This window comes from Shewanella scandinavica, assembly GCF_031932065.1.
Lineage (GTDB): Bacteria > Pseudomonadota > Gammaproteobacteria > Enterobacterales > Shewanellaceae > Shewanella > Shewanella baltica.
The window spans coordinates 70,774-94,404 of sequence record NZ_JAUOES010000007.1 but is presented as its reverse complement, the minus strand read 5'-3'; the positions used below and the strand labels follow the sequence as shown (position 1 = coordinate 94,404).

The 23,631-nt window shown below is 47.1% G+C and carries 24 protein-coding genes; 12 read left to right on the top strand and 12 right to left on the bottom strand.

The window, feature by feature from the left end; genetic code table 11:
* From Q4Q50_RS07865 to Q4Q50_RS07850, 4 genes are all read left to right on the top strand, one after another.
* Entirely contained in the window at positions 1–1,689 is a 1,689-nt protein-coding gene (locus tag Q4Q50_RS07865) for a sensor histidine kinase (protein ID WP_311898971.1), read from the top strand.
* Between the two features lie 324 nt (positions 1,690–2,013).
* Positions 2,014–2,424 carry a curli production assembly/transport protein CsgE gene (locus Q4Q50_RS07860; RefSeq protein WP_311898970.1) on the top strand — a complete coding sequence of 137 codons (411 nt, stop codon included), beginning with the start codon at positions 2,014–2,016 and terminating at the stop codon, positions 2,422–2,424.
* 10 nt (positions 2,425–2,434) lie between these two features.
* The gene (locus Q4Q50_RS07855) at positions 2,435–2,830 is read left to right on the top strand and encodes a curli assembly protein CsgF (RefSeq protein WP_105251643.1); all 396 of its coding nucleotides are present in this window, start codon (positions 2,435–2,437) and stop codon (positions 2,828–2,830) included.
* Entirely contained in the window at positions 2,830–3,636 is an 807-nt protein-coding gene (locus tag Q4Q50_RS07850; RefSeq protein WP_106649656.1) for a CsgG/HfaB family protein, read from the top strand. Before Q4Q50_RS07855 ends, Q4Q50_RS07850 begins: the two co-directional genes overlap by 1 nt.
* Before the next feature lie 170 nt (positions 3,637–3,806).
* On the opposite strand, the gene Q4Q50_RS07845 is transcribed toward Q4Q50_RS07850, so the two are convergent.
* Complete coding sequence (locus Q4Q50_RS07845) at positions 3,807–4,412, bottom strand: TetR/AcrR family transcriptional regulator (RefSeq protein ID WP_311898969.1); 606 nt, start codon at positions 4,410–4,412, stop codon at positions 3,807–3,809.
* 17 nt (positions 4,413–4,429) lie between these two features.
* Positions 4,430–5,854 (bottom strand): coniferyl aldehyde dehydrogenase, encoded by a 1,425-nt coding sequence (locus tag Q4Q50_RS07840; RefSeq protein WP_311898968.1) that lies wholly within the window; start codon positions 5,852–5,854, stop codon positions 4,430–4,432.
* 226 nt (positions 5,855–6,080) lie between these two features.
* On the opposite strand from Q4Q50_RS07840, the gene Q4Q50_RS07835 reads away from it, so the two are divergent.
* The 3 genes from Q4Q50_RS07835 to Q4Q50_RS07825 all read left to right on the top strand — a co-directional run bounded on the left by Q4Q50_RS07835 (position 6,081) and on the right by Q4Q50_RS07825 (position 7,552).
* Complete coding sequence (locus Q4Q50_RS07835) at positions 6,081–6,464, top strand: SpoIIAA family protein (RefSeq protein ID WP_063883744.1); 384 nt, start codon at positions 6,081–6,083, stop codon at positions 6,462–6,464.
* A 41-nt stretch (positions 6,465–6,505) separates the two neighbouring features.
* A complete protein-coding gene (locus Q4Q50_RS07830; RefSeq protein ID WP_126491301.1) occupies positions 6,506–6,937 on the top strand; it encodes a universal stress protein in 432 nt (143 codons plus the stop codon).
* A 177-nt stretch (positions 6,938–7,114) separates the two neighbouring features.
* The gene (locus Q4Q50_RS07825) at positions 7,115–7,552 is read left to right on the top strand and encodes a universal stress protein (RefSeq protein WP_106649657.1); all 438 of its coding nucleotides are present in this window, start codon (positions 7,115–7,117) and stop codon (positions 7,550–7,552) included.
* 16 nt (positions 7,553–7,568) lie between these two features.
* Here Q4Q50_RS07825 and Q4Q50_RS07820 read toward each other — a convergent pair whose 3' ends face one another.
* Positions 7,569–8,426 carry a substrate-binding periplasmic protein gene (locus Q4Q50_RS07820; protein ID WP_220592178.1) on the bottom strand — a complete coding sequence of 286 codons (858 nt, stop codon included), beginning with the start codon at positions 8,424–8,426 and terminating at the stop codon, positions 7,569–7,571.
* A 141-nt stretch (positions 8,427–8,567) separates the two neighbouring features.
* Positions 8,568–9,119 carry a DUF924 family protein gene (locus tag Q4Q50_RS07815; RefSeq protein WP_311898967.1) on the bottom strand — a complete coding sequence of 184 codons (552 nt, stop codon included), beginning with the start codon at positions 9,117–9,119 and terminating at the stop codon, positions 8,568–8,570.
* A gap of 206 nt (positions 9,120–9,325) precedes the next feature.
* Here Q4Q50_RS07815 and Q4Q50_RS07810 point away from each other — a divergent pair, with 206 nt between their 5' ends.
* Positions 9,326–9,661 (top strand): winged helix-turn-helix domain-containing protein, encoded by a 336-nt coding sequence (locus Q4Q50_RS07810; RefSeq protein WP_300477461.1) that lies wholly within the window; start codon positions 9,326–9,328, stop codon positions 9,659–9,661.
* A gap of 24 nt (positions 9,662–9,685) precedes the next feature.
* On the opposite strand, the gene Q4Q50_RS07805 is transcribed toward Q4Q50_RS07810, so the two are convergent.
* From Q4Q50_RS07805 to Q4Q50_RS07775, 7 genes are all read right to left on the bottom strand, one after another.
* Positions 9,686–10,030: a DUF2956 domain-containing protein gene (locus tag Q4Q50_RS07805; RefSeq protein WP_268650328.1), complete on the bottom strand. Its 345-nt coding sequence runs from the start codon at positions 10,028–10,030 to the stop codon at positions 9,686–9,688.
* A 202-nt stretch (positions 10,031–10,232) separates the two neighbouring features.
* A complete protein-coding gene (locus Q4Q50_RS07800; protein WP_311898966.1) occupies positions 10,233–11,099 on the bottom strand; it encodes a heme ABC transporter ATP-binding protein in 867 nt (288 codons plus the stop codon).
* Positions 11,100–11,109: 10 nt separating this feature from the next.
* A complete protein-coding gene (locus Q4Q50_RS07795) occupies positions 11,110–12,126 on the bottom strand; it encodes a FecCD family ABC transporter permease (protein WP_012588394.1) in 1,017 nt (338 codons plus the stop codon).
* Between the two features lie 163 nt (positions 12,127–12,289).
* The gene (locus Q4Q50_RS07790) at positions 12,290–13,285 is read right to left on the bottom strand and encodes a hemin ABC transporter substrate-binding protein (RefSeq protein ID WP_311898965.1); all 996 of its coding nucleotides are present in this window, start codon (positions 13,283–13,285) and stop codon (positions 12,290–12,292) included.
* A gap of 260 nt (positions 13,286–13,545) precedes the next feature.
* Positions 13,546–13,983, bottom strand: coding sequence for an ExbD/TolR family protein (locus tag Q4Q50_RS07785; protein WP_006080498.1), 438 nt, complete (start codon positions 13,981–13,983; stop codon positions 13,546–13,548).
* Positions 13,980–14,735 (bottom strand): MotA/TolQ/ExbB proton channel family protein, encoded by a 756-nt coding sequence (locus Q4Q50_RS07780; RefSeq protein WP_311898964.1) that lies wholly within the window; start codon positions 14,733–14,735, stop codon positions 13,980–13,982. The genes Q4Q50_RS07785 and Q4Q50_RS07780 overlap by 4 nt, the downstream gene beginning before the upstream one ends.
* Before the next feature lie 164 nt (positions 14,736–14,899).
* Entirely contained in the window at positions 14,900–15,763 is an 864-nt protein-coding gene (locus Q4Q50_RS07775) for an energy transducer TonB (RefSeq protein WP_311898963.1), read from the bottom strand.
* Between the two features lie 363 nt (positions 15,764–16,126).
* Here Q4Q50_RS07775 and Q4Q50_RS07770 point away from each other — a divergent pair, with 363 nt between their 5' ends.
* The 4 genes from Q4Q50_RS07770 to Q4Q50_RS07755 all read left to right on the top strand — a co-directional run bounded on the left by Q4Q50_RS07770 (position 16,127) and on the right by Q4Q50_RS07755 (position 21,652).
* Positions 16,127–18,217, top strand: a complete 2,091-nt coding sequence (locus Q4Q50_RS07770) for a TonB-dependent hemoglobin/transferrin/lactoferrin family receptor (protein WP_311898962.1) — start codon at positions 16,127–16,129, stop codon at positions 18,215–18,217.
* Positions 18,218–18,342: 125 nt separating this feature from the next.
* Positions 18,343–18,930, top strand: a complete 588-nt coding sequence (gene hutX / locus Q4Q50_RS07765; protein WP_371824879.1) for a heme utilization cystosolic carrier protein HutX — start codon at positions 18,343–18,345, stop codon at positions 18,928–18,930.
* A gap of 50 nt (positions 18,931–18,980) precedes the next feature.
* Positions 18,981–19,538: a heme utilization protein HutZ gene (gene hutZ, locus Q4Q50_RS07760; RefSeq protein WP_311898961.1), complete on the top strand. Its 558-nt coding sequence runs from the start codon at positions 18,981–18,983 to the stop codon at positions 19,536–19,538.
* 209 nt (positions 19,539–19,747) lie between these two features.
* Complete coding sequence (locus Q4Q50_RS07755; RefSeq protein ID WP_311899039.1) at positions 19,748–21,652, top strand: ABC transporter transmembrane domain-containing protein; 1,905 nt, start codon at positions 19,748–19,750, stop codon at positions 21,650–21,652.
* A 138-nt stretch (positions 21,653–21,790) separates the two neighbouring features.
* Here Q4Q50_RS07755 and Q4Q50_RS07750 read toward each other — a convergent pair whose 3' ends face one another.
* Positions 21,791–23,392, bottom strand: a complete 1,602-nt coding sequence (locus tag Q4Q50_RS07750; protein ID WP_259520666.1) for an AMP-binding protein — start codon at positions 23,390–23,392, stop codon at positions 21,791–21,793.
* Positions 23,393–23,631: the final 239 nt, after the last annotated feature.

The following is a 23,631-nucleotide window of genomic DNA, read 5'->3' as shown; positions in this document are numbered from 1 at the left end:
GTGTTAATCCGAACTAAAATTATCATTTATTCAATGGTTTGCTGCGCATTTGGCGTCTTGCTTAGTTTTGTCTTGGTGAAATATATCTCACCTGAAACTTCGGCTGTCGCCACATCTAAGGCAATCGAAATCCCCGATGTGAATGTACAACTCGACTTTGCTGATCTGGAAAAAACCACTGCTGCCATTGAGCTTGCCCTTAAAAATACTGAACAATTGCAGCTAGCGGCAGCAATGCAAGCGCGCCAGAGGACCGAGCAGATTAAGGCTGAACTGCAAAAACTTGAACAACTTAAGCAAGAACAGTTACAAATAAAACTCTTCAAGTTAGAACAACTTAAAGAAGGGCAGTTTAATTTCAGCGCCCATATTGCAGAGCCTTTACGAGTAGAACCGCTCTCGATTTTACCGCCCAAAGCCCCAGCATCCCCTGTGGCACCCACTGAAATAGCAGACAACGAGCGAGTCTCGAGTTTAACCTTAGGTGAAGCTTTACTGGTGTTATTGCTCGCTTGTGGCGCGTGTGGCCTAAGTGTCGCTTGGTTAACACGGCATCTGGGTCGTAGCTTGGATTCCCTCGAAATAGGTCTGCTGAACTTTAGCGATAATGATTTTAGTGTGAGTATTCCAGAACATGGTGAAGGTCAGCTACAAACCTTGGCCCAGTTATTTAATTATTCTGCGGCAAAATTACGCCAAGAAAGGCAATACATTTACCAGCGAGAGTTGTTGCTGGATAAGGTGATCCAAAGCTCTCCCAATGTGATGCTATTGCTCGACGATCATCAGCGACTCATTTACGCCAATGATGCGGCGCGTCACCTATTCCATAAAAAGGGCAAAATGGAAGGCTTGAGCCTAGATGAATTGCTGCTGGACTTGCCCGAGGTATTGGCCTTGGCGCTTAAACATGAAAAGAACGGCCTCTTTGCTATGGGCGAAGATGATGTGGAAACTTGGTATCTGAGTCGTGGTCAATTTTTATTGAATAACCAACAACATAACTTGATTTTACTTAAGCAGATGACCCGTGAGCTTAATCGTCAAGAGGTGGCAGTGTGGAAGAAAGTGATCCGCATTATTAGCCATGAACTTAATAACTCAGTGGCGCCCATCGCCTCTATGGTGAACTCGGGGCGTTTACTGACTAAAGATCTGGATAATCCAAAACTTAAGCTGATTTTCGATACCATAGAGAATCGCACTGGCCATCTGAGTCAGTTTATCTTCAATTATGCCCGCTTTGCTAAGCTGCCGCTCCCGCAGCGACGTCAGGTCAATTGGACACAATTTACGACTCAGTTAACCCAGCATTATCCCTTTAAACTTACGCATGATTTGCCTGAGGTCGATGGCTATTTCGATCAAGGACAGTTGGAGCAAGTGCTTCTCAACTTGCTAAAAAATGCCCATGAATCGGGTTCAAACCCTGAGGATGTCACCCTGTCGATTCGGCAACAAACCTTAGTGGATGGTGCTGGTTTCAGTATTGTTATCGAGGATCGCGGTACTGGCATGTCAGGCGAAGTTTTAGAGCAAGCGTTGTTGCCGTTTTACTCGACTAAACAATCGGGTACAGGGCTTGGTTTACCTCTGTGCCGTGAAATTATTGAAGCCCATGATGGCAGTATTAGTATGCACAATCGCAGTGACGGTGGCCTGTTGGTTCGGCTGTGGTTACCACAATGACTATGGTTACCACCATGGGGCCACAATAATCCGCACGTTTTGTATCAGCACAGCAATGCGACCCTAGGGTCGCATTTTTATTGCTTCTTCATTTGTTTGTTTACCCTATGACTCCGGTCTTAACGGCTTCTTAGCGTATTAGCCAAATGGGCTATTTTTGCCTTTTTACCTTAGCTCTTCGGGCTAATTTGCCCCCCAGCGTAATGACGGGGGATCTTCAACCCTGTTAACCTGCTTTATCGAAAATTGACGCTAAAACTCCCGTTGTTAAAACAGAGGTTGGCGCGGTTTTTAAGGTTCGATTAAAAGGTTAAGGAGGGATAAGTGAAACAGTTCAAACAGCGTCTGCTTACTTACGTTTTATGTCCATTCCTGCTGCTGGCTTCCCCTATCACTCTTGCCGACAACGACATTGAAATTAGTGGCTTAGTGATAGATAGAACCTTGACTCGGTTTGGTAAGGATTTTGGCTTCTACTACTCAAGCTATTGGCGCGAGCTGCCCTTTACTCAAGGCTTTAACGTGACCTTGTATGAGACAGTGTTTCCGCAGGCGGGGACGGTTTTAAGCTTAGAAGTCAACGGAACACGGATTTACACCACCCATTTTGGTCGTCGTGCAAATCCGGTTAAAGAGAGTGCAGAGCAGGCGATTTTGATCACGATTGATTATTTAGCGCAAGTCAGAGCCAATGCAATAACAGGTGATTTTTCAGGAACATCGGACGATTTTTAGGATAATAATAATGACATACAGGACGTTACTTGCCCTTGTCACGCTATGTGTGGCAAGCAGTGGCCAAGCCACTGAATTGATCTATACGCCAGTGAATCCCAGCTTTGGCGGCAATCCACAAAATGGGGCTTTCTTATTAAATAAAGCCCAGGCCCAGAATGACAATAAGTCCAACTCGTCCGAGAAGGACTTTATTACTCGCTTTAAAGAATCCTTAGAGCGTAATCTTATCAATTCTATTACCCGAGGGATTGCTGATGGTGAAATCACCGATGGTGATTATAATACTGGCGATTTTCGTATAGAAATTAACTCTATAGGAGATAAAGTTATACTGACTATCACTAATATTGCCACGAATGAAGTGACAATCATTGAAATGTCAGCGTTTGGAGGTGGCAACTAATGGCCCGTCTAGTGTTAGTGAGTTTATTACTGTTAAGCATGTCGGCCTGTAGCTTGATCCCCAAACCCGATTTGAATATCACGCCTGCCGAGGTTAACCCCTTGAGTGAAGTGATGCGTGGGCTGCAAACTCAACCAGGACCTAAGTTTCCCATTCCAGTTGCTGTGTATTCCTTTCGCGATCAAACTGGCCAATATAAACCACAGGCGAACGTGAGTTCGTTTTCGACCGCCGTGACTCAGGGCGCAACCTCTATGTTGATGCAGACCTTGCTCGATTCTAAATGGTTTACCCCAGTGGAACGTGAAGGGCTACAAAACCTGCTGACCGAGCGCAAAATTAGTAATAAACAGAGCGGTACTAAGGGCGATGAAGTGCCCGTATTATCCACCGCCAGATTGTTACTCGAAGGTGGCGTCATTAGCTATGAGACTAACACCAGCACAGGCGGTAGCGGTGTCGAATACTACGGCATTGGCGCTTCGGAAATGTATCGTGAAGATCAGGTGACCATTTATTTGCGCGCCGTCGATGTGCACACAGGTAAAGTGATGATGTCGGTTTCGACCAGCAAACGTGTTTTATCCCAAGAAATGCGCGCTGGCTTGTTCCGTTACACCAGTTTAAATCGCCTCGCTGAGGCAGAAATCGGTTTTACCACTAACGAGCCAGTACAGTTTTGCGTGTTGCAAGCCATTGAATTAGCGGTCGCTGAGCTGATTGATAAGGGCATTAAGCAAGGCTACTGGAGTCCAACTCAAGTCACCCAGCCAGTAGAGAAAGCGCAGGAATTGAGTCAGAGTTAGGCGCTAGACGTCGGAGTTAGATATCGCTGAAAGCAGGCCTCTGCTTTAACTCTTAGTCACTATATGTGTGAATACGTAAAAGAAAACCGAGCCAGTTAAACTGACTCGGTTTTGTATTGGATTAAATTCTGCTGTGGTTGGACGTTGGCAGTGTTGTGGGCTGTGTGGTGTTAGTTCGCTTGCATGGCCTTCCAAAACAGTTCAAAACTGGCATCGCGATACCTTGTATTCGTACCTAAGTGCGGGTTATCGATAAAGAATCGGGTTGCCGCCAGATATTGGCCATGGCAGTTTTCTAGCATCAGCTCCAGCGGATAGTGGGCGATTAATCCCTCTATTTGTCCTTGCTTAATCAGCTCGCTAATAAAGCCTAAGATGCTGTTCATCGCCTGATCGCGCACCTTAGTGGCAATCATGGGCGACATTGAATATTGCTGAAAAAACAGCTGTTTGACAGGGTTATCCAGCGACCAATCAATCGCACTTTGCCATAGTTGTAGGGCATTGAGCTTTAGATCGCTGCCATTATGAGTGTTCAACAGCAAGGCATCGGCAAACTCTTGTTTTATGGTAAGAAATAAAGATTCCATCAAGGCTTCCTTGGAAGGGAAATGATGGAATAAGGTGCCCGTTGCTACACCTGCTTGCTTAGCTATCGAGGCCGTGGACGTGCCATGAAATCCTTGGCTGACAAAGAGTGCTAAGGCAGTGTCGAGAATGGCTTGGCGTTTATCTGTCATGGTTTTTATAGGTTGCGGCGTTAATGGCTGATTCAAGATTTATCCCCCAATGACTAGCGCAAAAATAGCTTCATTAAGATGCGCTGGATAACAGTGCCGTAGGGCGGGTGCACAAATTTGCCTGTGTTGAATCGACCACGGCTGAGTACCGTTTTAGCGTGGCTGAAGGTTAAAAAGCCTTCCTTACCATGGTAATGCCCCATGCCAGACGGGCCGATTCCGCCAAAGGGCGCATCGTCGGCGGCGACATGGAACACGGTTTCGTTAATGCACACGCCGCCAGAATGAGTCTGTTGGAGGATTTTTTGCTGACTTTTCTCATCGAAACTCATCACATACAGCGCTAGCGGTCTTGCTCTGTGGTTGATGTACTGAATCGCTTCATCTAAGGTGTCGTAACTAATAATCGGTAACAATGGGCCAAAAATTTCTTCTTGCATCAATAGCATATCTTCACAGGTATTCGTGATTAGCTGAGTCGCGAGTTTACGATGTTGACTATCGATAGCTTCGTCTGTCGCCGAAATAACATGGGCACCCTTAGCTTTCGCGTCGTCGAGCACTGTCATCAAGCGGTTAAACTGACGTGTATTAATGATGCTGCCATAGTCTTTGTTGTGGTTTATCGCGCCGTACATGGCATTAAATTTAGCTCGGTAGGCGGCAATAAATTCATCCACTTGGGCTTTAGGGCATAGAACATAATCGGGTGCCACACAGATTTGTCCGGCATTCAAACACTTACCATAAATCATTCGTTCTACTGCTATCTCAAGCGGCATATCGGGGGCGATAATGACTGGCGATTTACCGCCCAATTCGAGTGTCACTGGGGTGAGATTATTGGCTGCGGCGCGCATCACATGACGGCCAACTGTGGTCGAGCCGGTAAAGAGTAAATGATCAAAGGGTAGGGCTGAAAACGCTGCGGCGACATCGGCTTCACCTTCTACAACTGCCACGTGGGACTCATCGAAGACGTGTGCCAGTAGTTGTTTGATCACTTGGTTAGTCGCAGGGGTGAATTCAGACAATTTGAGCATGGCGTGATTACCCGCGGCAATGGCGGTCACTAGCGGGCCAATTGATAGCATGACGGGGAAGTTCCACGGCACTATGATGCCGATAACGCCCACAGGCTGATAATGCACAGTGACTTTGGCTGGGGCGAGCAAGATCCCCGCATGGCGAGCGCTGGGTTTGAGCCATTTTTTTAGATTTTTCAAACTGTAATTGATGTTGTTGATGACTGGCATAATGTCTGATATTAGGCTGTCATCAATCGATCTATGGCCATAGTCTTGGCTTAAGGCTTCGACTAAAGGCGTTTTAAATTGCAGTATGGCCGCTTTAAGTCGAGTTAATTGGTCCACTCGCGTAGCGTAGTTTGGATTCGGCGCCGCTAAATAACTGCTGCGTTGGCGTTGGAGCAATTGAGTCAGTGGCGAGGCATTAAGCTGTTCGGTGGCCATATTCATAGTGGTCGCTCCAAGGGAAATGGTAGGCTGAGTCTTATTCGGTACTTTATTTAACTAATCGTCTCGATTGAGTCTTTTATTAAATCAGTACCGACTGATTAGTCGGTTTATCCTAGCTTGCTTAGTGAGATGGTGCAAGTTATCTGATGTATTTTTGAGCAAGATCACGGCTTATTGAGGCGTTAGCTTTTACACTAATTCAAGGGTTGTTGCATAAGGAGTATGTATGGCATTGTTAAAGCACGGAATTACGATTGGTATTGAACGCTATGGTGATGATGATTTTTTTGTTGCCTTTAAGGCCATCGGTACTTTAACTCATCAAGACTACGAAATGATGGTGCCAGTGTTGGAGTCGGCACTGGCGGGCGTAAAAGATCCTGATATCTTCGCCTTAGTGGATGTGACCGAGTTAGATGGCTTGGAATTACAGGCTGCTTGGGATGATCTGAAACTTGGGGTGAAGCATATTCGTCATTTCGAGAAAATAGCCATAGTCGGCAAAACGACTCTGCAGGAAGTGTTGGCTAAATTGGCAAACTGGTTTACGCCTGCTGAGGTCAGATTTTTTGTTGATAATGGCGACGCCGTTGCTTGGTTAAAAGACTAGTTACTCAGTAATCCATTAGCATCATAGAAGGAGTACAGAATATGCGTACAGGTCAAATACTCTGGCCCACAGATTTTTCGGAAACTGCGGCCCATGCACTGAGTTATGCCATTGAAATGGCTAATCTATACCATGTAGGACTCAAAATTTTACATGTAGTTGAACAGCCGATCGGTGATGAAAACTTTATGATTCTATCGATCACTCCAGAAGAGTTGGCTAAGAGCATGGAGGACGCGGCCGCAATTAAGATGCAGGCGCTGTTAGCCGGGTTAAACACTGAGCTTCCTGTCACGACCTTGATCCGCCGTGGCGATCCTGTGTATCAAATTTTAGAAGAGGCCAACAGTAAAGATATTGGCATGGTGGTGATAGCGAGCCATGGCCGAACTGGGATTTCGCATTTTTTACATACTAATGTCGCAGAAGCGGTCGCTAACGGTGCGGCTTGTCCTGTGCTGGTGGTGAAATAACTGAGTTAGTAGCTTGACTCAATAAACCCGAAGGACGCTTATTGCGTCCTTTCTTTTTGATTGATAAAGAATATTTAATTGAAATGGGTACGCAAGAAGCATAGCTAACTACTATAAATTAGTGGTATTTTGGCTTTAATAGATAGCCTGATTAAAACTCAAATGATGGATAAGCTTATGCGTACTCAAGAAGTGTTATGCCCTACGGATTTTTCATCCACCGCAGCCCATGCGCTCAAATATGCGGTTGAAATGGCTAATCTTTATCATGTTGATATTCGATTGTTGCATGTGACAAGTCCTGCCCGTGGCGCCCATTGCTATGGTATTGCGGTTGATATTCCCGCCACATTGGAAAATGAGCTGCAAGCTTTTGTCGATGCAAAAATGCAAAGCATACAGCAGGAAATGCAACAAGGCCTCACCGAGGGGCTCAATATCAAGCTCGTGGTGCGTCATGGTGATGCGATTGATGAGATTTTAGCGGAAGCCGTCGATGTAGGTATGGTGGTGATTGCTAGTCATGGTAGCAGCGGTTTAGCGGATTTTTTAAAGCCACATGTCACACAAGATATTGTTAAGTATGCTAAGTGCCCTGTGCTGGTGGTGAAATAAAGCGCTTAGATAAGACTTAGTAAGAATCGTTTTTAATGATTTTAGGTTCTGTTAATTTGGTCGACGCCTCAGCTTCAGTCTCGAAGGACATCAGGCGTCGATATTTTTCCTGCAAGGCCACTAAGCTACCATCTTGGGTAATTTGTTTGAGTCCCACATTAAAATCATCCCGAATTTGTTCACTGAGAAAGGCAAACTTATATTCTGTTGGTGGAAATATTTTGTGGCAAATGGCCTGTTGTTTTAAATCTTTCTCAGTGAGTTTTCCCTCAAGGTAAGCCTGCTTTAAGTAATATTTGAAGATGTTTTTATCCATCACTACGACATCGGCCCTGTGTTTCATCAGCATATAAACCTGCTGCACTTGCCTTGCTTGTTCTTGGTAGCCGCTATTAGCCTTAGCCATTTTGGCAAATTCTTCCCCCAATAACGATGATGCACGCTGAAAGGAAACGACTTGCTTGTTATTTAAGTCGTCTATATTGTTGATAGTAAAGTTATTATCTTCTAGGCTAATAGCGCAGTTTTGGTAGGTTATCGCAACATTGGAGTAAAAGACGTTGTCGAGCATGCCATCTTTAATGTTGATGATACCATCGAGTTTACCTTCCCTGAGTTCATGGAATGTACGCGCCAGTGGTAAGTATTGGATAGAAGCGGTATGGCCTTTAACAGCGAGGGCTTGGTTTAGTAATTCGAGTTCGATTCCGCTATTGGTTTCTTGGATAACATAAGGTGGAATAGACAGGCTGACACCTATCTTAATTTCTGCCGCTTGGCAAAGCTGAGCGCCGCATAAGGTGAGAAACCCCATCAATTTAAAGCGGTTACAACGAGCCACTGAGCTATTTGGCTTATTTAGATTTTGCGTCATAAGTTACCAATACCTCCGCGGTACACACTTACAGCTGTGTTTGTTACTCGCCAGTCTTTCCATGACTCTATTGAGTAAGTGTAGTGTGTCTGTGAACTCAGCACGGTTTTATTTATTCAAATACGCTAAACAATGGGCGAATTAAAAAGATGAGCCAGGTTCGCGCAGAAAGGCGATTTCCTCTGCTGTCGATTCTCTGCCTAAGATGGCGTTCCTATGTGGATAGCGGCCAAATCTGTCGATAATTGCCTTATGTTGCAGTTCAAATGTTAAGTTGGCTACCGCCGCTTCACGATTAAACAGTTTAACCGCAACTTGATGGATCATTGCCGACTCGCTGTGCATATAGGGCATAAAGAGAAAGGGGACTTGTTTAGGTTTGAGTGCTAAATCAACCTGTTGGGCAACAGCTTCTTGAGCGAGCACTAAAGCGATGGCATCGGCTTCGAAAGCGGCAGGCGTATCTCGGTAAATATTACGGGAGAATTGGTCGAGCACTATGATCTCCGCTAATCGGCCTTGGGGCGTGACTCGCCAATGGGAAAGCTCTCCACGCTTAGCTTGAGCTAATATGTCCCCAAAGCGCTGTTTGATTTGTGCATCAAATTCAACATCTTTAATCCACCAAAGCTTTGGTTCAATTTCTTCAAACCAAAATGTCAGTACTTGTTCGGCTGTGGTTGTCTGGCTCATTTTAGCGTCCCTTCATAGGTGATGAGTGCTGTTAGAAATAACAGTTGTTGGGGGATAATGACAAGTTGTTTTGCTTGATTTAGGAGAGATAGGTTAGCAGAAAAACTGATCATCTTTCGTAAGTATTTAGTGCTGGCTATTGCCTTATTGCCTGAATATAAAGTAGTTTTGATGATAATTACTTTAGTCTCTAGGCAGGTCTTTCTATGTCATCTTCAATGCCGGTATCGCAACAAGTTACGAAGCAACATAAGGCGTTTTTGCGTAAGCTTTATTTAGCGCATTTGATGGATGATGACCGCCATAATCTATTATCACTCAATAAGTTAACTGGAATGCCGCGCCGCACCTTACAGGATGCCATCGCCGCATTTGAGGATATAGGTATTCGAGTCGAGTTTGTCCAGGAAGGCAGTCGTAACAATGCAGGTTATTACCGCATAGTGACATGGGGCCCAATCAGTAGTGCATGGGTTGATACCCATCTCACTGAAATCGCCGATCTGATTGGTGTTGTTGAGAGTGGCGAAACGGCAGCATGAAGCGGTAAATTCTGAGTTCGGCAATCACGTCATAACATAATAGGCGGCAAATCCTGCCCAACTTAGCACGAGTAGAGCGATAGCAACCCAAGTGGCTCGGGTGAACTGACTCTGGGAGTCGATGATCTCGTCAGCATCGTCTAGATTATCTATGTCGTTCACTGTGCGAGTTTTTGCTTTCAACTGTTGTTTACGGGCTTTATCCCGCTCACGGGCTTTAGCTTTAAGCAGTTTTTTATACTCGGCGATGCCTTTTTCAATCCCTTGGGCAATGAGCTTAGTTTGCTCTTTAGTTTGTCCTGGCTTTTGAGTGGCTTTGGCTGCGGCCAGTGCTTCTTGCTGAGTTTCTGTCGAGATAGTGGGTTTCATCTGGAAGTTGCCTAAATTGTTGCCGTTTGAGTTAATGCGGCTTGAGTTAACGCGCCTGCGGCTGAAATATACTCGTGAATACGAGAGCCAATATGCCCGCGAAGCTGCTCGCTCATTCGTTAGTCAAAAGCGGGCCCAATATGTTATTGCCAGATTATACCCACATTAGACATTAAAACTTACAGCCAATATCTTCATTTCATTAAAAAATCAGCGGATGTCCACCCTGTGGAGCAGCAAGGTACACAGGTTCATAGTCCCATACTTCCCGAATGGTATTGACCGACAAGGCCTCAGCTGGCGCGCCTTCGCTTACGATTCGCCCTTGTTTTAATACGATTAATTGATCGCTATAGCGAGCGGCTTGGTTGAGATCATGCAATACCACTATCACAGTGTACGCCTGTTGATGAGCTAAGTGTTGGGCTAACTCAAGCACTCTGTGTTGCTGGGCGAGATCTAATGCCGATGTTGGCTCATCCAGTAATAGTATGGGCGGGAACGGCGATTGACTGAGTTGAGTCAAGACGCGGGCGAGCTGGACTCGCTGTTTTTCGCCGCCGGAGAGGGTTGGATAACTGCGCTTAGCCAGATGGGTTAAGCCCACTTGCGCTAGCTGCTCGGCAACTAAGGTTTCCCCCTCTTTATGACTAATAGTTAAGGGGTAAAGACCCATAGAGACCACTTCAGATACTGTGAAGGGAAACGTGAGACTGGCGTGTTGTGGCAGTACGGCTAAGGATTTTGCCAGTTCGCGCCTGGGCCAATCCGCCAGTTGGCTATGGCCTAGGCGGATACATTGCCTTGGCGTACTGATTTCTTGGCAAAGGGCTTTGAGTAGCGTCGATTTCCCCGCGCCATTGGGGCCGAGTAGGGCGGTTACTGCACCGGGTTTAAATTGCACATTAATATCGCTGAGCACCGTTTTCTGCCCAATGCTGACATCGAGCTGACTAATGCAGAGCTCAGTGCGCTCAAACTGTGCATTAGCTGAATGAGTTAGATGTGCTCTAGGTGCTAATTCAAAATCTGATCTTGATTCTGATTTGGCATAGGAAGTGGCAGTCATAACGCCTCGCTTAGATGAGCTTACTGCGTTGTTGCAGTAGTAAGAAGATGAAGAATGGCGCACCGATGAGCGCGGTCACTAACCCAACCGGTAACTCTGCTGGCGGCAAGAAGGCGCGAGCGCCGATATCGGCTAAGGCTAATAGGGCTGCACCTAAAAGGGCGCTGATGGGCAGCAGTTGGCGATGATCTGGCCCTAACATCATCCGCACTAAATGCGGTACCACTAGGCCGATAAAGCCAATAATTCCGGTCGCTGCGACGCTTACGCCAACGCCTAAGGCGCAAAGTAAAATAAGTCGAAGCTTGAGCCTATCGACATCTATCCCTAAGTGGCGCGCTTCGGATTCGCCAAGCAATAAGGCATTGAGCGCCGCCGCATCTTGGCGAAATAGCCAGCTTAGTAATGCTAAAGTCACGAGACACAGGCTGACATACATCCACTGCGCACCTGCTATCGAGCCCATCTGCCACAAGGTTAAGTCACGTAGCGCCATGTCGTTGGCAAGGTACGTGAGCATGCCAATTCCTGCGCCTGCCAGTGCTGCAATAGCGACCCCCGACAGTAGTAATAACACGACCGATGTTCCGGTTGGGCTACTGGCGAGGCGATAGACAACAAGGGTGGTGATTAAACCCGATACAAAGGCACTGATGGGGATCATGAATGGATTTGCATTGGGTAACAGCACGATACAGATGGCCGCGCCAAGAGCTGCGCCAGATGACACCCCGATAATACCGGGATCCGCCAAGGGATTACGAAACAGTCCCTGCATCACTGCGCCGCATTGAGCGAGCGTGGCGCCCACCGCCAGTGCCAATAATGTCCGCGGCAAGCGAACAGTGTTGACTACCAGTTGTTCGTGGGGCGCAATATTGCCGATGTTTTGCTGGGTCGCCCAATTAAGCACTGCGCTTAGGGCATCCACTAGGCTGATACTGACAGGCCCAGTGCTGACCGAGAGTAAGCAGCTTAGGGCTAACAGTGTGACTAAACCGGGCCAGAGCCAGCGATTGAGGAACATCTCAACTATCCTTTCTATTTTTATCAGGTGATTAATCTGGTGTGTGAGTCAGTGGCGCTAATCTGCGAGTCCGATTAGTGGCTTATACAAGCCATTCAAATAAGTGACTCATATAATCAACATGAGCTTCCCTGATGAGTGACGGTATTGATAACTATGCAGGTTACTGATTTTGTTTGAGCAACGTGCTAGCAAGCGTATCGGCTGCGCTAATGGCGCTGATGCCTAAACCGCCGAGAAGGGCTTGTGGCGCGAGTGTTTGTATATGGCCGTTTTTACCCGCGGGGGTATGGGCAATTAGCGGCATCTCTTTTATCAGTTCTTGGGCAATTTGCGCGTTAGTTTGCTCGGCGGGTTTATCGCTGCGCTTTGACAGCAAGATAATGTCGGGCTGCAAGGACAAAATCCCTTCCTGAGACATACTTTTGTAGCCATCAAACTCGGCGATATTCTGTGCGCCTGATAGCGCGATAATGGTATCAGCGGCAGTGCCTTTACCGCCGACCCGTGCGCCACGGCCTTCTTGTAGCAGCATAAAGAGGATTTTTGGCTGAGCGCCAGCATCGCTTATTTGCTGTTTTTTATCCGCCAAGCTTTGCAGTTGTTGATGTAAGTCCTGCTTTAACTTAATGGCGTTATCTGGGCGATTGAGTAATTGACCTAAGGTATCCACATTGCTCATTAGCTGCGGCTCATCGTTCGTTGCGGGTAACTGCACAACTTGGATATGGGCTTGTTTTAATACATTGAGCGTGGTCTCAGGCCCCATGACATCCGAGCCGACAACGAGTGTTGGCGAGAGCGCAATAATGCCTTCGGCGGAGAGCATTCTGTGATAGCCAAGCTTAGCCACATGGGCTAAACCTTCAGGTACATAGCTGGTGGAATCTATGGCGATCAGCTCATTACCCGCATCGAGGGCGAGCACGAGCTCAGTGACGCCCGTGCCCGCACTCACGAGTCTTATCTCATGTTCAGAATGCGTTTCAGCACTAAAGGCGCTGGACGATAGCAAAGCCGCAAATGCTGAGGCGATAAATACCACTTTGCTTAATGGCTTAAATCGGCTTAACGGATTAAATGCGCACTTAGGCTTATGCGGATGGCCAAGGGCGCTAGTATCTATTTTTAATGACATTTTAGTTGCTTGAAACAACATGGTTGAACTCCTAATACAAACTTGTTCGCCACAGGCTTAGATACAGTTTCTAATCATCAGACTCTTAAAGTAGTGGCTTTAAAAATCAATATGTTAAGTTCAGTAGATTAAAATCAGTAAGTTAAAAGTCGTGATTAACTGCCTGCATCTTTTCGTGTTGGTTTTGGTCTTTAGCTAGAGAGGCCGTACTAGCTGTCTCTGGCTCATTATTTAGCTTGCTCATTTGGCTTTTGGGGGCTGATAGCGGGCTTGGCAACGCGCTAATGCTCCATCAATATTTGGGTCTGGCTGATGGACTGCGTCTGTAGCAGCGCGAGCAGTTGCATCAAAGGTTCCACGGGCGCGGCCTTATCGGCGGCAATAACTACGGTCGCCTCCGGCATAGTCTTAAAATGTGCGGTAAACGCGGCGGTAAAAGTCGCTAAATCATCAAATGTCTCACTATCGATTGCCCAATAAGGCGCTGTCGCCATGATATTGATGGCAATCGTTGGCTTATTGTCGATTGCAGTGATGGCCGAACTTGGGCTTTGCGGCACATCTACCGGCAAGCTGAGTAGTTGGGTGTTTGCCGTCAGCAGTAGAAATACCAACACGATAAAAATAATGTCGATTAACGCGGTTAAATCTAGGCTCGGAAGTTGCTCAGGCGAAGCAATGCCTGCCTGCGAGCGCGGTGATGCATCTGCACTTATCATGTCTGTGGCTCAATCTGGGAATGAGAGTTGAATGCCGACTTTTGCGCAGTGCTGCTGTTGCTGACTTGGCTGAATGCTTGGTATTGATTGCTATCGATTGAAATATCTTCGATACCCGCTAACCACAGATTGAGCTGATTGAGCACGTGCCCTGCGCGCAGGCATTGACCTTGAGCCCAAATGCCAAAAAGATGGGCGGCGGTAATGGCGGGCACTGCGATAATAAGTCCGGCGGCTGTGGTGTTCATCGCAAGGCCGAGTCCGGCGCTGAGTTGCGCTGGGGTAACTGGGCCTTGTGATTGCCCAAGCTGGGCAAACATGTCGATGAGGCCTAGTACGGTGCCAAGTAGGCCGAGTAATGGGCTGATAATGCCAATCACTTGTAAAACCTTGAGTCCGGCTTGCAAGTCGCGTTGCTGTTTGTTGAGCCACAGACTGAGTAATTCTTCCCTTAGCACTTTGGGCTGGTGGACTTGTTTGAGTAACAAGGTCGCGCCACGGGCGAGTAAATCTTGCTGTGCGCTGGTTTGTGTTAGCAGCGCGCTGACGTTTTCAGTGGTCGCCGTCGAGCTTGATTGGCGCAATGACGTTACCCAAGCCTGTTTTTTCGGCCAGATTGATAGCAGAGTTTGATGCAAAAACAAGGCGCTACGTTCAAGGCAGATCATCAAGGCCAAAAAAGCACATAACAACAAGGGCCAAGTCAGCACGCCAAGCTGAGTCTGTAGGGTTGAGAAATCAGTTATGGGCATTAAGCCTCTCCAATCGATTGAAAAATCAGTTTTATACGTCAGTGAGTGGATCAAAAAGTGAGCTTGACTATAGCTAACTATTTAGCGCTTTATCTTTTGTACTGCAGGCTTTCCTGCTGCCTGTTTTCCTATGGCTAGCTTTTCAGCGATAAGATTGAGGCCCGCTAGTTAAGCGCGAAACGAATCGGCACTCTGACCTTGTAGTGACTCGCTAACCTTGGCGTCGGCGCCGCAAATTGCCAGTTTTCAACCGCAGCGATTGCTGCTTGATCTAGCAGGCTGAAGCCTGAGCTTGTGACTAACGTCAGTGCCAGTTGCTCGCCAAGTTCGTTAAACATCACTTCTATGGTTGCAGTGCCTTCGAATCCTTTCTTACGCGCTATCCGTGGATAAGTCGGTTGCGGTGGCGCTGTAGCAAACAGCGGTTTGGCTAATTCCACTATGTTCGTTTGGAGGCTGTCGTTAAATGGGGCATTGTCAGATGCTGCACTGGCCACATTCTGGGTAGCTTTTGCATCTAGTTCGGCTACGTTAGCGATTAAATTCGTTAGTTCATGTGCTGTTTTGGGCTCTGTTTTTAGCTCTAATTCTTGTTCAACATGTTCGGGTCGCTTATGTGCTAAAGCGTTCTTCACTAAAGGATCTGCATCTGGATGACTTTTAGTCGTGGGCTTTGCGGCTGAAGATTTTTTGACTAACTGGCTGTCAATTCGTTGATCCGCTTTGGTTTTTTCAACAGCCTCGATAACCGTTTTATCGACAGATTCCGCTGTTGATACTTTTCGCGCGGTGCTGTTTACGCTTGCTAGCTTGGATTCTGCTTGCGTTATGGGCTCGACATTGGCGTTGTTGCTTGTCGCAGCAGAAAAATTGAGGGTGACACGATTCGCGCTGGGAGCGTTCGATGCTTGATTTGCACTCGATGCTTGGGCGCTTTGCAGCATAGTGATAGCAGGCTGCGAGGCGATAACCCCCGTTTGTATGGCAACAGTTAACGCGCCAAAGGCAAGATATCGTTTCGGTGTCACAGCAACCTCTTTTTCCTAATAAAGCACTTCTGCTCATTTATCTTCGCTAATTAAGATATCTCAATATAAACAAGATCGCAAATGATAATGATTTGCATTTGATCTATTTTGTTATCTCAGGTAGAGTGCCTGCAATAGCTCGAATGAGCGCTTAAAAAAACAGCTAAACCGACAATTTATCCTACTTCATGGATACTGATTGCCTTGGACTCTGTCTGGAAAGGGCTCAAATTTGAAAGAGCCTAATTTGGAATGGAGCATCTGTAACAGACTCAATCTCAAAAGGATTGGTGTTTGGAAAGAGAGTCTGGGGTCAGTATTGAATTGCACGGATATAGCTGATTATCACTTGAGGATGAAGAGATGAAGAAAAAGCCGTTAGTGATCGCCATGGCGATAGCACTGAGCAGTACGGCCCTAAGTTTTACGTTAGCGGCAGAAGAAAATGTTAAGCCTGTTGTGCAAGGTGATGCGGATAAAAAACTCGTTACGACAGAGTTTGATGAAGTGTTAGTGAGCGCAACCCGCATCAGCGAGAAAGCCTCCGAAACCAGCCGCAGCGTAGCCGTGGTGGGTGAAGAGCAACTTGCGGTAGCTCAAGCATCATCCGTGGCTAATGCCCTTAAAAACGAGGCCAATATTACGCTGACGAATGGCCCAAGAGCTTCATCTCAAGGGGTTGAAATCCGTGGTTTAAGTGGCAGTCGAGTGCTGCAGACGATTGACGGCGCAAGACAAAATACCGGCTCTGGCCACAGAGCAACTTACTTTATGGATCCTGAGTTGCTGAAATCCATAGAAGTGCTGCGCGGTCCAGCCAGTAGTTTGTGGGGCAGTGGCGCACTGGGTGGCGTCGTCGCGCAAAATACTAAGTCAGCGCAGGATTTCTTAGCGCCCAATGAAACCTTTGGTGGCTATTTCAAACAAGGTTATGAAATCAATGGCTCGCGCACTAAAACCAGTGGCGCGATTTATGGTCAGCAAGACAGTATCGATTGGTTACTGAACGGCTCATACACCGACTCTAACAATATCAAAACCGGTAATGACGAAACCCTAAGCAACAGTTCATCCCATGGCAGCAGTGGTTTAGCTAAATTCGGTTGGCAAGCCGATGAGGCATCACGCTTAGAGTTATCTGCGAGAGTTAATAAGATCAATGAATTAGTGCCAAGTAATCCTTCTGCGGCAGCCAGTAATTCAATACCTTTGGTGCGTCGCAAGACAGACGATCAAAATATCACCTTAGATTACAGTTTCAATCCAGCCAATAACCCGTATCTGGATACTAAGATGCAAGTGTATTGGAACAGTACCGACTACGATGAAGACCGTATTACTAAGGGCCAGCTAGACAGCACTGAGTATCGCACTGTGGGCATTAACCTCAATAACAGTTCGCGCTTGGGCAATACATTGTTGACCTACGGCGTTGATGGCTTCCGCGATACTATAGAGACGACGCGTGATGATTCGGGTCAAGTGGGCCAGCGTCCGGGAAATATTGATGGTGAAACCACAGTATGGGGCGCTTTTACACGGGCAGATATTGAGCTTATTAAGACGTTAAACCTGGATGCAGGTCTGCGTTATGACAGCTTTAAAAATGATAGTAATAATCTCAATTTATCCTCCGATGATAATGAGTTATCGCCATCACTAGGGCTAGTTTGGCAGACTCAATCTTGGTTGACCTTAAGTGCCCGTTACGATCAAGCCTTCCGCGCACCTTCGGTAGAGGAAATGTATTCTAGCGGCACCCATTACTGCATTCCACCTATTCCGGGATTTTTGCCCCAAGGTCTATGCAACACCTTTGCGACCAATCCGGATCTAAAGTCTGAAAAAGCCCGCAACAAAGAAATCAAAGCAGACTTACGTTTCAGTGAGTTAGCCGGTGATGATGAATTAGCGTTGACGTTCAACATCTTCCGTAACGATGTGGACGATTTCATCGTGCAGCAAGTGTCTAATCCTTGGCATGGTATTCCTGGGTTCGAGCAAACGACCTCATGGAATAACGTCGAAGACGCGCGTTTAACTGGCTTTGAAATTAGCGGTCGTTACCGAATTGGCCAAACTCGCTTAGCGATGAATTATGGCCAAACCCATGGTGAAGATCGTAAAAATGGCGGCGATATTGAAGGTATACCCGCCAATAAATTTAACGTTGATTTATCCCAAGGCATTATGGAAGGCGACATGAAGCTCGGCACTCGCGTCACTTATGTGGCGACGCAGTCGAATACGCCTGATGGCTTCAAAGTGGCGAAATACGACGATTACACCCTATGGGATGTGTATGTTGCGTGGGAGCCGACTATGGGCGCGATGGCGGGTGTGAGAGTGGATTTTGCCATCGAAAACATCGGCGATGAGAAGTACCAACAAGCGTGGCAAACCTTGTATCAACCGGGTCGTAATATGAAGTTATCGGCGCGCTATATGTTCTAAGCCCAGCATTAAAGTGCTGACTTCCGTTTCGGCAAATGCTTAGTGTTAAATCTGAGCAAGCGGTAAACGGGAGTCAGCGTTTAATGCCAAGCCACTCAATAGTCACTACCGCTGGAGACAGTAAAATGAAGATGACACTCGATAGCGAGCTCGATGTCGCGCCAGATTTAGGCTCTGAGCAACGTCAGCTAAGTGAGCAAAATCAGCTAAGTGAGCAACAAACGCAACTGCGACAACGATTTGAGCAACAAGCTGATTTAATGCCAGCGCAGCTCGCCAGTGAATTAGGCATTGCCGAGCTCGAAGTCGTTGCCGCCTTGCCGCCCGAACAAGTGGTGTTTGTGCCGTTAACTCAGCTCGATACATTACTGCAAGCCTTACCCGAATGGGGAAAGTTAACCACTATTGTGATGTTATCGGGCAGTGTATTTGAATTTAAAGGGGATTTTCCCGAGGGAAAATATGCCCACGGTTATTATAACCTCTACAGCAAGGGCGACGGTTTGCACGGGCATCTCAAATTAGATGCCATGCGTGGCATCGCTTTGATCAGCAGACCTTTTAGAGGCAGCGAGAGCCATTCGATTAACTTCTTCGGCAGCGAAGGGGAGGTCGTATTCAAAGTATATTTAGGTCGTGATAAACAAAGAGCGCTGTTTCCTGAGCAAGTTCGCCAATTTAAAGCACTCGCGACTGCCTTTGCCTCGGTGTAATCACACCTCTGAATTGCAGCATTAACGACAGTATTTAAGGAACACAGCAAATGAAGCCTGAAATGACCGAACAAGAACAACGTTTAAGAGACAAGCTTTTACCTGAGATAGAAGCCTTCAAACAGCAAAGGGAAACCTTACAACTGGCCACGCTAGGTATTGATGGCCAGCCGAATGCGAGTTATGCACCCTTCGCACTGGCCGATGACGGTTTTTATATTCTAGTGAGTGACTTAGCCCGTCATGGTCATAACTTAAAGCACTCATCTAAGGTCTCTGTGATGCTTGTTGAAGATGAAACCGCCGCAAAATCGGTTTTTGCCCGCAAGCGTTTGACCTTCGATGCGATTGCCGAGGCCGTGCCCCGCGATACGCCGGCCTTTATTAAGGGCGTTGGTGTGTTATCGGCTCGTTTTGGTGAAATGTCCGATAACCTTGCGGCGTTAACTGATTTTAACTTATACAAGCTCGCGCCCCATCAAGGTCTTTACGTGAAAGGTTTTGGCCAAGCATTTAGCCTGAGCGGCGCAGAGTTGTTAGATGTGGATTGGAAGCGCGATGGCCACCATGGCACGTCCAAAACACCGGCAAACCAGCAAGTCGCTTAAGTCGCGCTAAGCGATGGCAATAAAACCAACCCGCACTCGTTGCGGGTTTCTTTTATGCTTTTCTTTTGAGTAAAACCACCCTTTGCCCTTGAATTTACCCGCAACAGGTAGCATCTCTTAAGCAAAGCTGCGCGGTTAACGGCTTGCAGATACCCAGTTCAGGCGAATGTTATGCTTGAATGGCAGTTCCCTACCCGATGGATATCCCAGTGACCGAGCCGACCGTCGAATTAGCTAAATCTTCCGAACCCATTAAAGCGGGCGCAGAGCCATTGCCCGAAAAGTTAATTCCAGTCACGCCTACAATAAGCGCTGATGCTTCGAAGGTTAAACCAACCTCAGCGCAGCAAAGATCGGTATTGCCTTGGATTATGGGTTTTCTTAAACCCTACAAACTGAAAGTCGTCGCGGCGATTATTTGCTTGATGATAGGCTCGCTCGCTTGGCTATCATTGGGCCAAGGTGTGCGCTTAATGGTTGATGAAGGCTTTGTGCGTGACAATGCGCAGCGGCTGAATGAAATCATACTGTTAGTGCTCGGAATTACCGCCGTCAGTGGCACAGCGGTGTTTTGCCGCTTCTATTTAATGACTTGGCTCGGCGAGCGGGTCAGTGCCGATATTCGTCTAACTGTTTACAATCAACTGCTTAAACTTTCGCCCGCCTTTTACGCTAAGGTTCGCACCGGCGAAGTGATCTCCCGTTTTACCGCCGACTCTACTTTGCTGCAAACCGTGGTGGGCTCGAGTTTATCTATGGCACTGCGCTCTAGTGTGACGGTACTTGGTGGTTTAGTCATGATGGGGATCACCAGCGTTAAGATGACCTTATTAGTGTTATTGGCTGTACCTTTAGTGTTGGGACCTGTGATCTTTTTCGGCCGTAAAGTGCGTACGCTGGCGCGAGAAAGCCAAGACAGGGTTGCCGATCTCGGCGCTTATGTTGATGAAACACTTCATGAAATTCATACGGTACAAGCCTATGGTCATGAAGATAAAGACCGTAGCTTATTCAATACCCGCGTCGAAGATGTGATGTCTGCGGCAAGCGGGCGGATCCGTTACCGTGCCTTGCTGATCTCAACCGTGATGTTTTTAAGTATCGCGGCGATTGCTATGGTGACTTGGGTCGGTGCCCACGATGTGATGGCGGGTAAGATGACGGGCGGCGAGTTATCCGCCTTTATGTTTTACGCTGTGATGGTTGCAGGCGCTGTGGCGACCATTAGCGAAGTAATCGGCGAAATTCAGCGGGCTTCTGGCGCCGCCGAGCGTTTAATTGAACTGGCTGAAACGCCAGTGGATATTCCCGTTGCAACTCATCCTATTGTTTTACCCGCCAAGGTCAGTGGCGAGTTAATGATTGAAGGACTCAACTTTGCCTATCCAGAGCATGATGCCTTAGTGCTAAAACAGCTCAATATGGCTATTGCCGCGGGTGAGCGGGTCGCCTTAGTCGGCCCAAGTGGCGCGGGTAAGAGTACCTTGTTCCAGTTATTGCAGCGCTTTTATGTGCCTAGCGCTGGCAGTATTCGACTGGAAGGAATTGATATTGCTAAGCTTCTGCCACATGACCTTCGGGCGCAGTTTGCTCTGGTGCCGCAGGACTCAGTGATTTTTGCGACCAGCGTACTTGAAAACGTGCGTTATGGCCGAGTCGATGCGACTGAGCAAGAAGTGATTGATGCTTGTATTGCAGCCCGTGCCCACGAGTTTATTAGCGAGTTTACTGACGGTTATCAAACCTATTTAGGTGAGCGTGGCGTGCGGCTTTCTGGTGGGCAAAAACAGCGGATCGCCATTGCACGGGCGATTTTAGCCGACAGACCCATATTGTTACTCGATGAAGCGACCAGCGCTTTAGATGCGGTAAGCGAGCAGAAAGTGAAGCAAGCGCTGGACGTATTGATGGCGGGTAAAACCACCTTGATTATTGCCCACCGCTTATCGACGGTAATCAATGCCGATAGGATTTTTGTGTTCGATAAGGGCGAGATTGTTGCCTGCGGACGCCACCAAGAGTTGATGCAATCGAATGCGTTATATCGTGAATTTGCCAGTCTGCAATTGTTAACCGAAGAGGCCAATGCCAGCGCCTTGAATGAGACAATTTAGGTAAAATAAAACCCAGTTGCTAGCCGAAACGCTCAAGCTAGCTCACTGGGTCTTTTATTGTGCTTTTGTTGCTAAGCTTTGTTAATCAGCTTTGTCTTTAAGTACGGCACTGTAAGTACTGCACTTTAAGTGCGGTCTTCAAGCCTTATCTTTTAGCTCGCGGCGCAGAATTTTTCCTACGGTACTTTTAGGTAATTGCGTCATAAATTCAATGACTTTTGGCAATTTATAGGCGGTCAATTGCTCTCGGCAATAGGTTAGAATGGCCTCTTTAGCCTGTTGATGATCTTGGCTATCATCCTTGAGCACGATAAAGGCTTTAACCGCTTCGCCCGAGTGTTCATCTTTTACTCCCACCACGGCGCATTCGATCACACTTGGATGGCTCGCCAGCACGTTTTCCACCTCGTTGGGATAAACGTTAAAGCCTGAGACTATGATCATATCCTTTTTGCGATCAACAATTTGATGGAAACCTTCCGCTGTTGCTATGGCAATGTCACCGGTTTTAAAGAAACCCTCAGGAGTCATAGCGTTGGCGGTTTCCTGCGGATTATTCCAATAACCTCGCATCACTTGTGGGCCACGCGCGGCTAATTCACCCGCTGTACTTAAGGGAACTTCAAGGTTGTTTTCATCTAAGAGTTTAACTTCAGTGCCAATCACAGGTTTACCAATAGTGCCAAGCTTTTGATAACCTGGCGCATTGAGTGAAATCACTGGTGAGGTTTCAGATAATCCATAACCTTCGCTGATCATATTGCCTGTGGTCTGTTGCCAAATATTCGCCGCTGCAGCAGTGAGTGCAGTGCCGCCAGAGATAGTGATTTTTAAGTGGCTAAAGTCCAGCGCCTTAAACTCGGGTTGATGGCATAGGGCGACAAACAGGGTATTGAGGCCTGCAAATCCCGTGAAGGGGTATTTGGCGAGTGTCTTAATTAAGCCACTAATATCCCGTGGATTTGGAATTAATACCGAGCAACCGCCGCACTCGAAATACAGCACTAAGTTCACCATAAAAGCGTAAATATGGTAAATCGGCAGCGGCGCAACAAAGATATCTTCCCCTTCGGTGATCACGCTCGCGATGCGGGATTTTACCTGCGCCGCATTGGCGAGCATATTGCCGTGGGTCAACATGGCACCTTTCGATAATCCGGTCGTGCCACCTGTGTATTGCAACGCCGAGAGGTCGTCGAGATTTGAGATAAATCGGCTAAAAGGAAGGTCAGCCCCTTGCTTTAAAATCTGACAAAACTCGACATTCTTAAGCCCTGTTTTTGGCTGCACATGCGGATCGATCAAATCTAAAGGATGGGTGGAGATGACGAGTTCTATTTGAGTGCTGTCGATGACTTTGGCCAAGGTCGGCAATAGGTCGGATAACACCACGAGCGCTTTAGCACCAGAATCATTGAACTGATGAATAAGCTCGCGCTCGGTATATAAGGGATTCGTATTAACAAGGATAAGCCCAGCCCTGATTGCGCCGTAGGCCGCGATGACAAATTGGGTGATATTGGGCAATTGAATGGCGATGCGATCGCCGGGTTTGAGTGTGGTCTTATTTTGTAAATAGGCGGCAAAGTAACGAGAGTCGCGTTCTATCTCATTAAAACTGCTGGTTTTACCAAGGCAGGCATAGGCGGGTTTATCGCCATAACGCAGGCTGGTTTTCTCGATCAGATCGACCAGTGATGAGTAGTCTAGTTTGAGTTGAGAGTCTTGATCGTATGCCATGCTGAACTACCTCAAAGATGATGTTTATTAGTTGTTATTATTCTGGAGTTAAACAGGTGTTTAGATTAGAGGGTGTTAGCACTAGAGGTCAATGCTTATCGCGAAAAACATCGCTATGCCAATAACGGTATCTTTATGTAACAAATAGTATTTTTACTCTAAAGCTGAGGCGTTAACGATAGCGTAATTATCGTATCATCGATAAAGCGTAATAAAGCGTAAAGGGAGAGCATTCGAGA

Coding starts and splice junctions, on each gene's coding strand:
- Q4Q50_RS07855 (WP_105251643.1), top strand. CDS start 2,435: ATGACATACAGGACGTTACTTGCCCTTGTCACGCTATGTGTGGCAAGC.
- Q4Q50_RS07850 (WP_106649656.1), top strand. CDS start 2,830: ATGGCCCGTCTAGTGTTAGTGAGTTTATTACTGTTAAGCATGTCGGCC.
- Q4Q50_RS07840 (WP_311898968.1), bottom strand. CDS start 5,854: ATGAATATGGCCACCGAACAGCTTAATGCCTCGCCACTGACTCAATTG.
- Q4Q50_RS07835 (WP_063883744.1), top strand. CDS start 6,081: ATGGCATTGTTAAAGCACGGAATTACGATTGGTATTGAACGCTATGGT.
- Q4Q50_RS07830 (WP_126491301.1), top strand. CDS start 6,506: ATGCGTACAGGTCAAATACTCTGGCCCACAGATTTTTCGGAAACTGCG.
- Q4Q50_RS07825 (WP_106649657.1), top strand. CDS start 7,115: ATGCGTACTCAAGAAGTGTTATGCCCTACGGATTTTTCATCCACCGCA.
- Q4Q50_RS07820 (WP_220592178.1), bottom strand. CDS start 8,426: ATGACGCAAAATCTAAATAAGCCAAATAGCTCAGTGGCTCGTTGTAAC.
- Q4Q50_RS07815 (WP_311898967.1), bottom strand. CDS start 9,119: ATGAGCCAGACAACCACAGCCGAACAAGTACTGACATTTTGGTTTGAA.
- Q4Q50_RS07810 (WP_300477461.1), top strand. CDS start 9,326: ATGTCATCTTCAATGCCGGTATCGCAACAAGTTACGAAGCAACATAAG.
- Q4Q50_RS07805 (WP_268650328.1), bottom strand. CDS start 10,030: ATGAAACCCACTATCTCGACAGAAACTCAGCAAGAAGCACTGGCCGCA.
- Q4Q50_RS07800 (WP_311898966.1), bottom strand. CDS start 11,099: ATGACTGCCACTTCCTATGCCAAATCAGAATCAAGATCAGATTTTGAA.
- Q4Q50_RS07795 (WP_012588394.1), bottom strand. CDS start 12,126: ATGTTCCTCAATCGCTGGCTCTGGCCCGGTTTAGTCACACTGTTAGCC.
- Q4Q50_RS07790 (WP_311898965.1), bottom strand. CDS start 13,285: ATGTTGTTTCAAGCAACTAAAATGTCATTAAAAATAGATACTAGCGCC.
- Q4Q50_RS07785 (WP_006080498.1), bottom strand. CDS start 13,983: ATGATAAGTGCAGATGCATCACCGCGCTCGCAGGCAGGCATTGCTTCG.
- Q4Q50_RS07780 (WP_311898964.1), bottom strand. CDS start 14,735: ATGCCCATAACTGATTTCTCAACCCTACAGACTCAGCTTGGCGTGCTG.
- Q4Q50_RS07770 (WP_311898962.1), top strand. CDS start 16,127: ATGAAGAAAAAGCCGTTAGTGATCGCCATGGCGATAGCACTGAGCAGT.
- hutX (WP_371824879.1), top strand. CDS start 18,343: ATGAAGATGACACTCGATAGCGAGCTCGATGTCGCGCCAGATTTAGGC.
- hutZ (WP_311898961.1), top strand. CDS start 18,981: ATGAAGCCTGAAATGACCGAACAAGAACAACGTTTAAGAGACAAGCTT.
- Q4Q50_RS07750 (WP_259520666.1), bottom strand. CDS start 23,392: ATGGCATACGATCAAGACTCTCAACTCAAACTAGACTACTCATCACTG.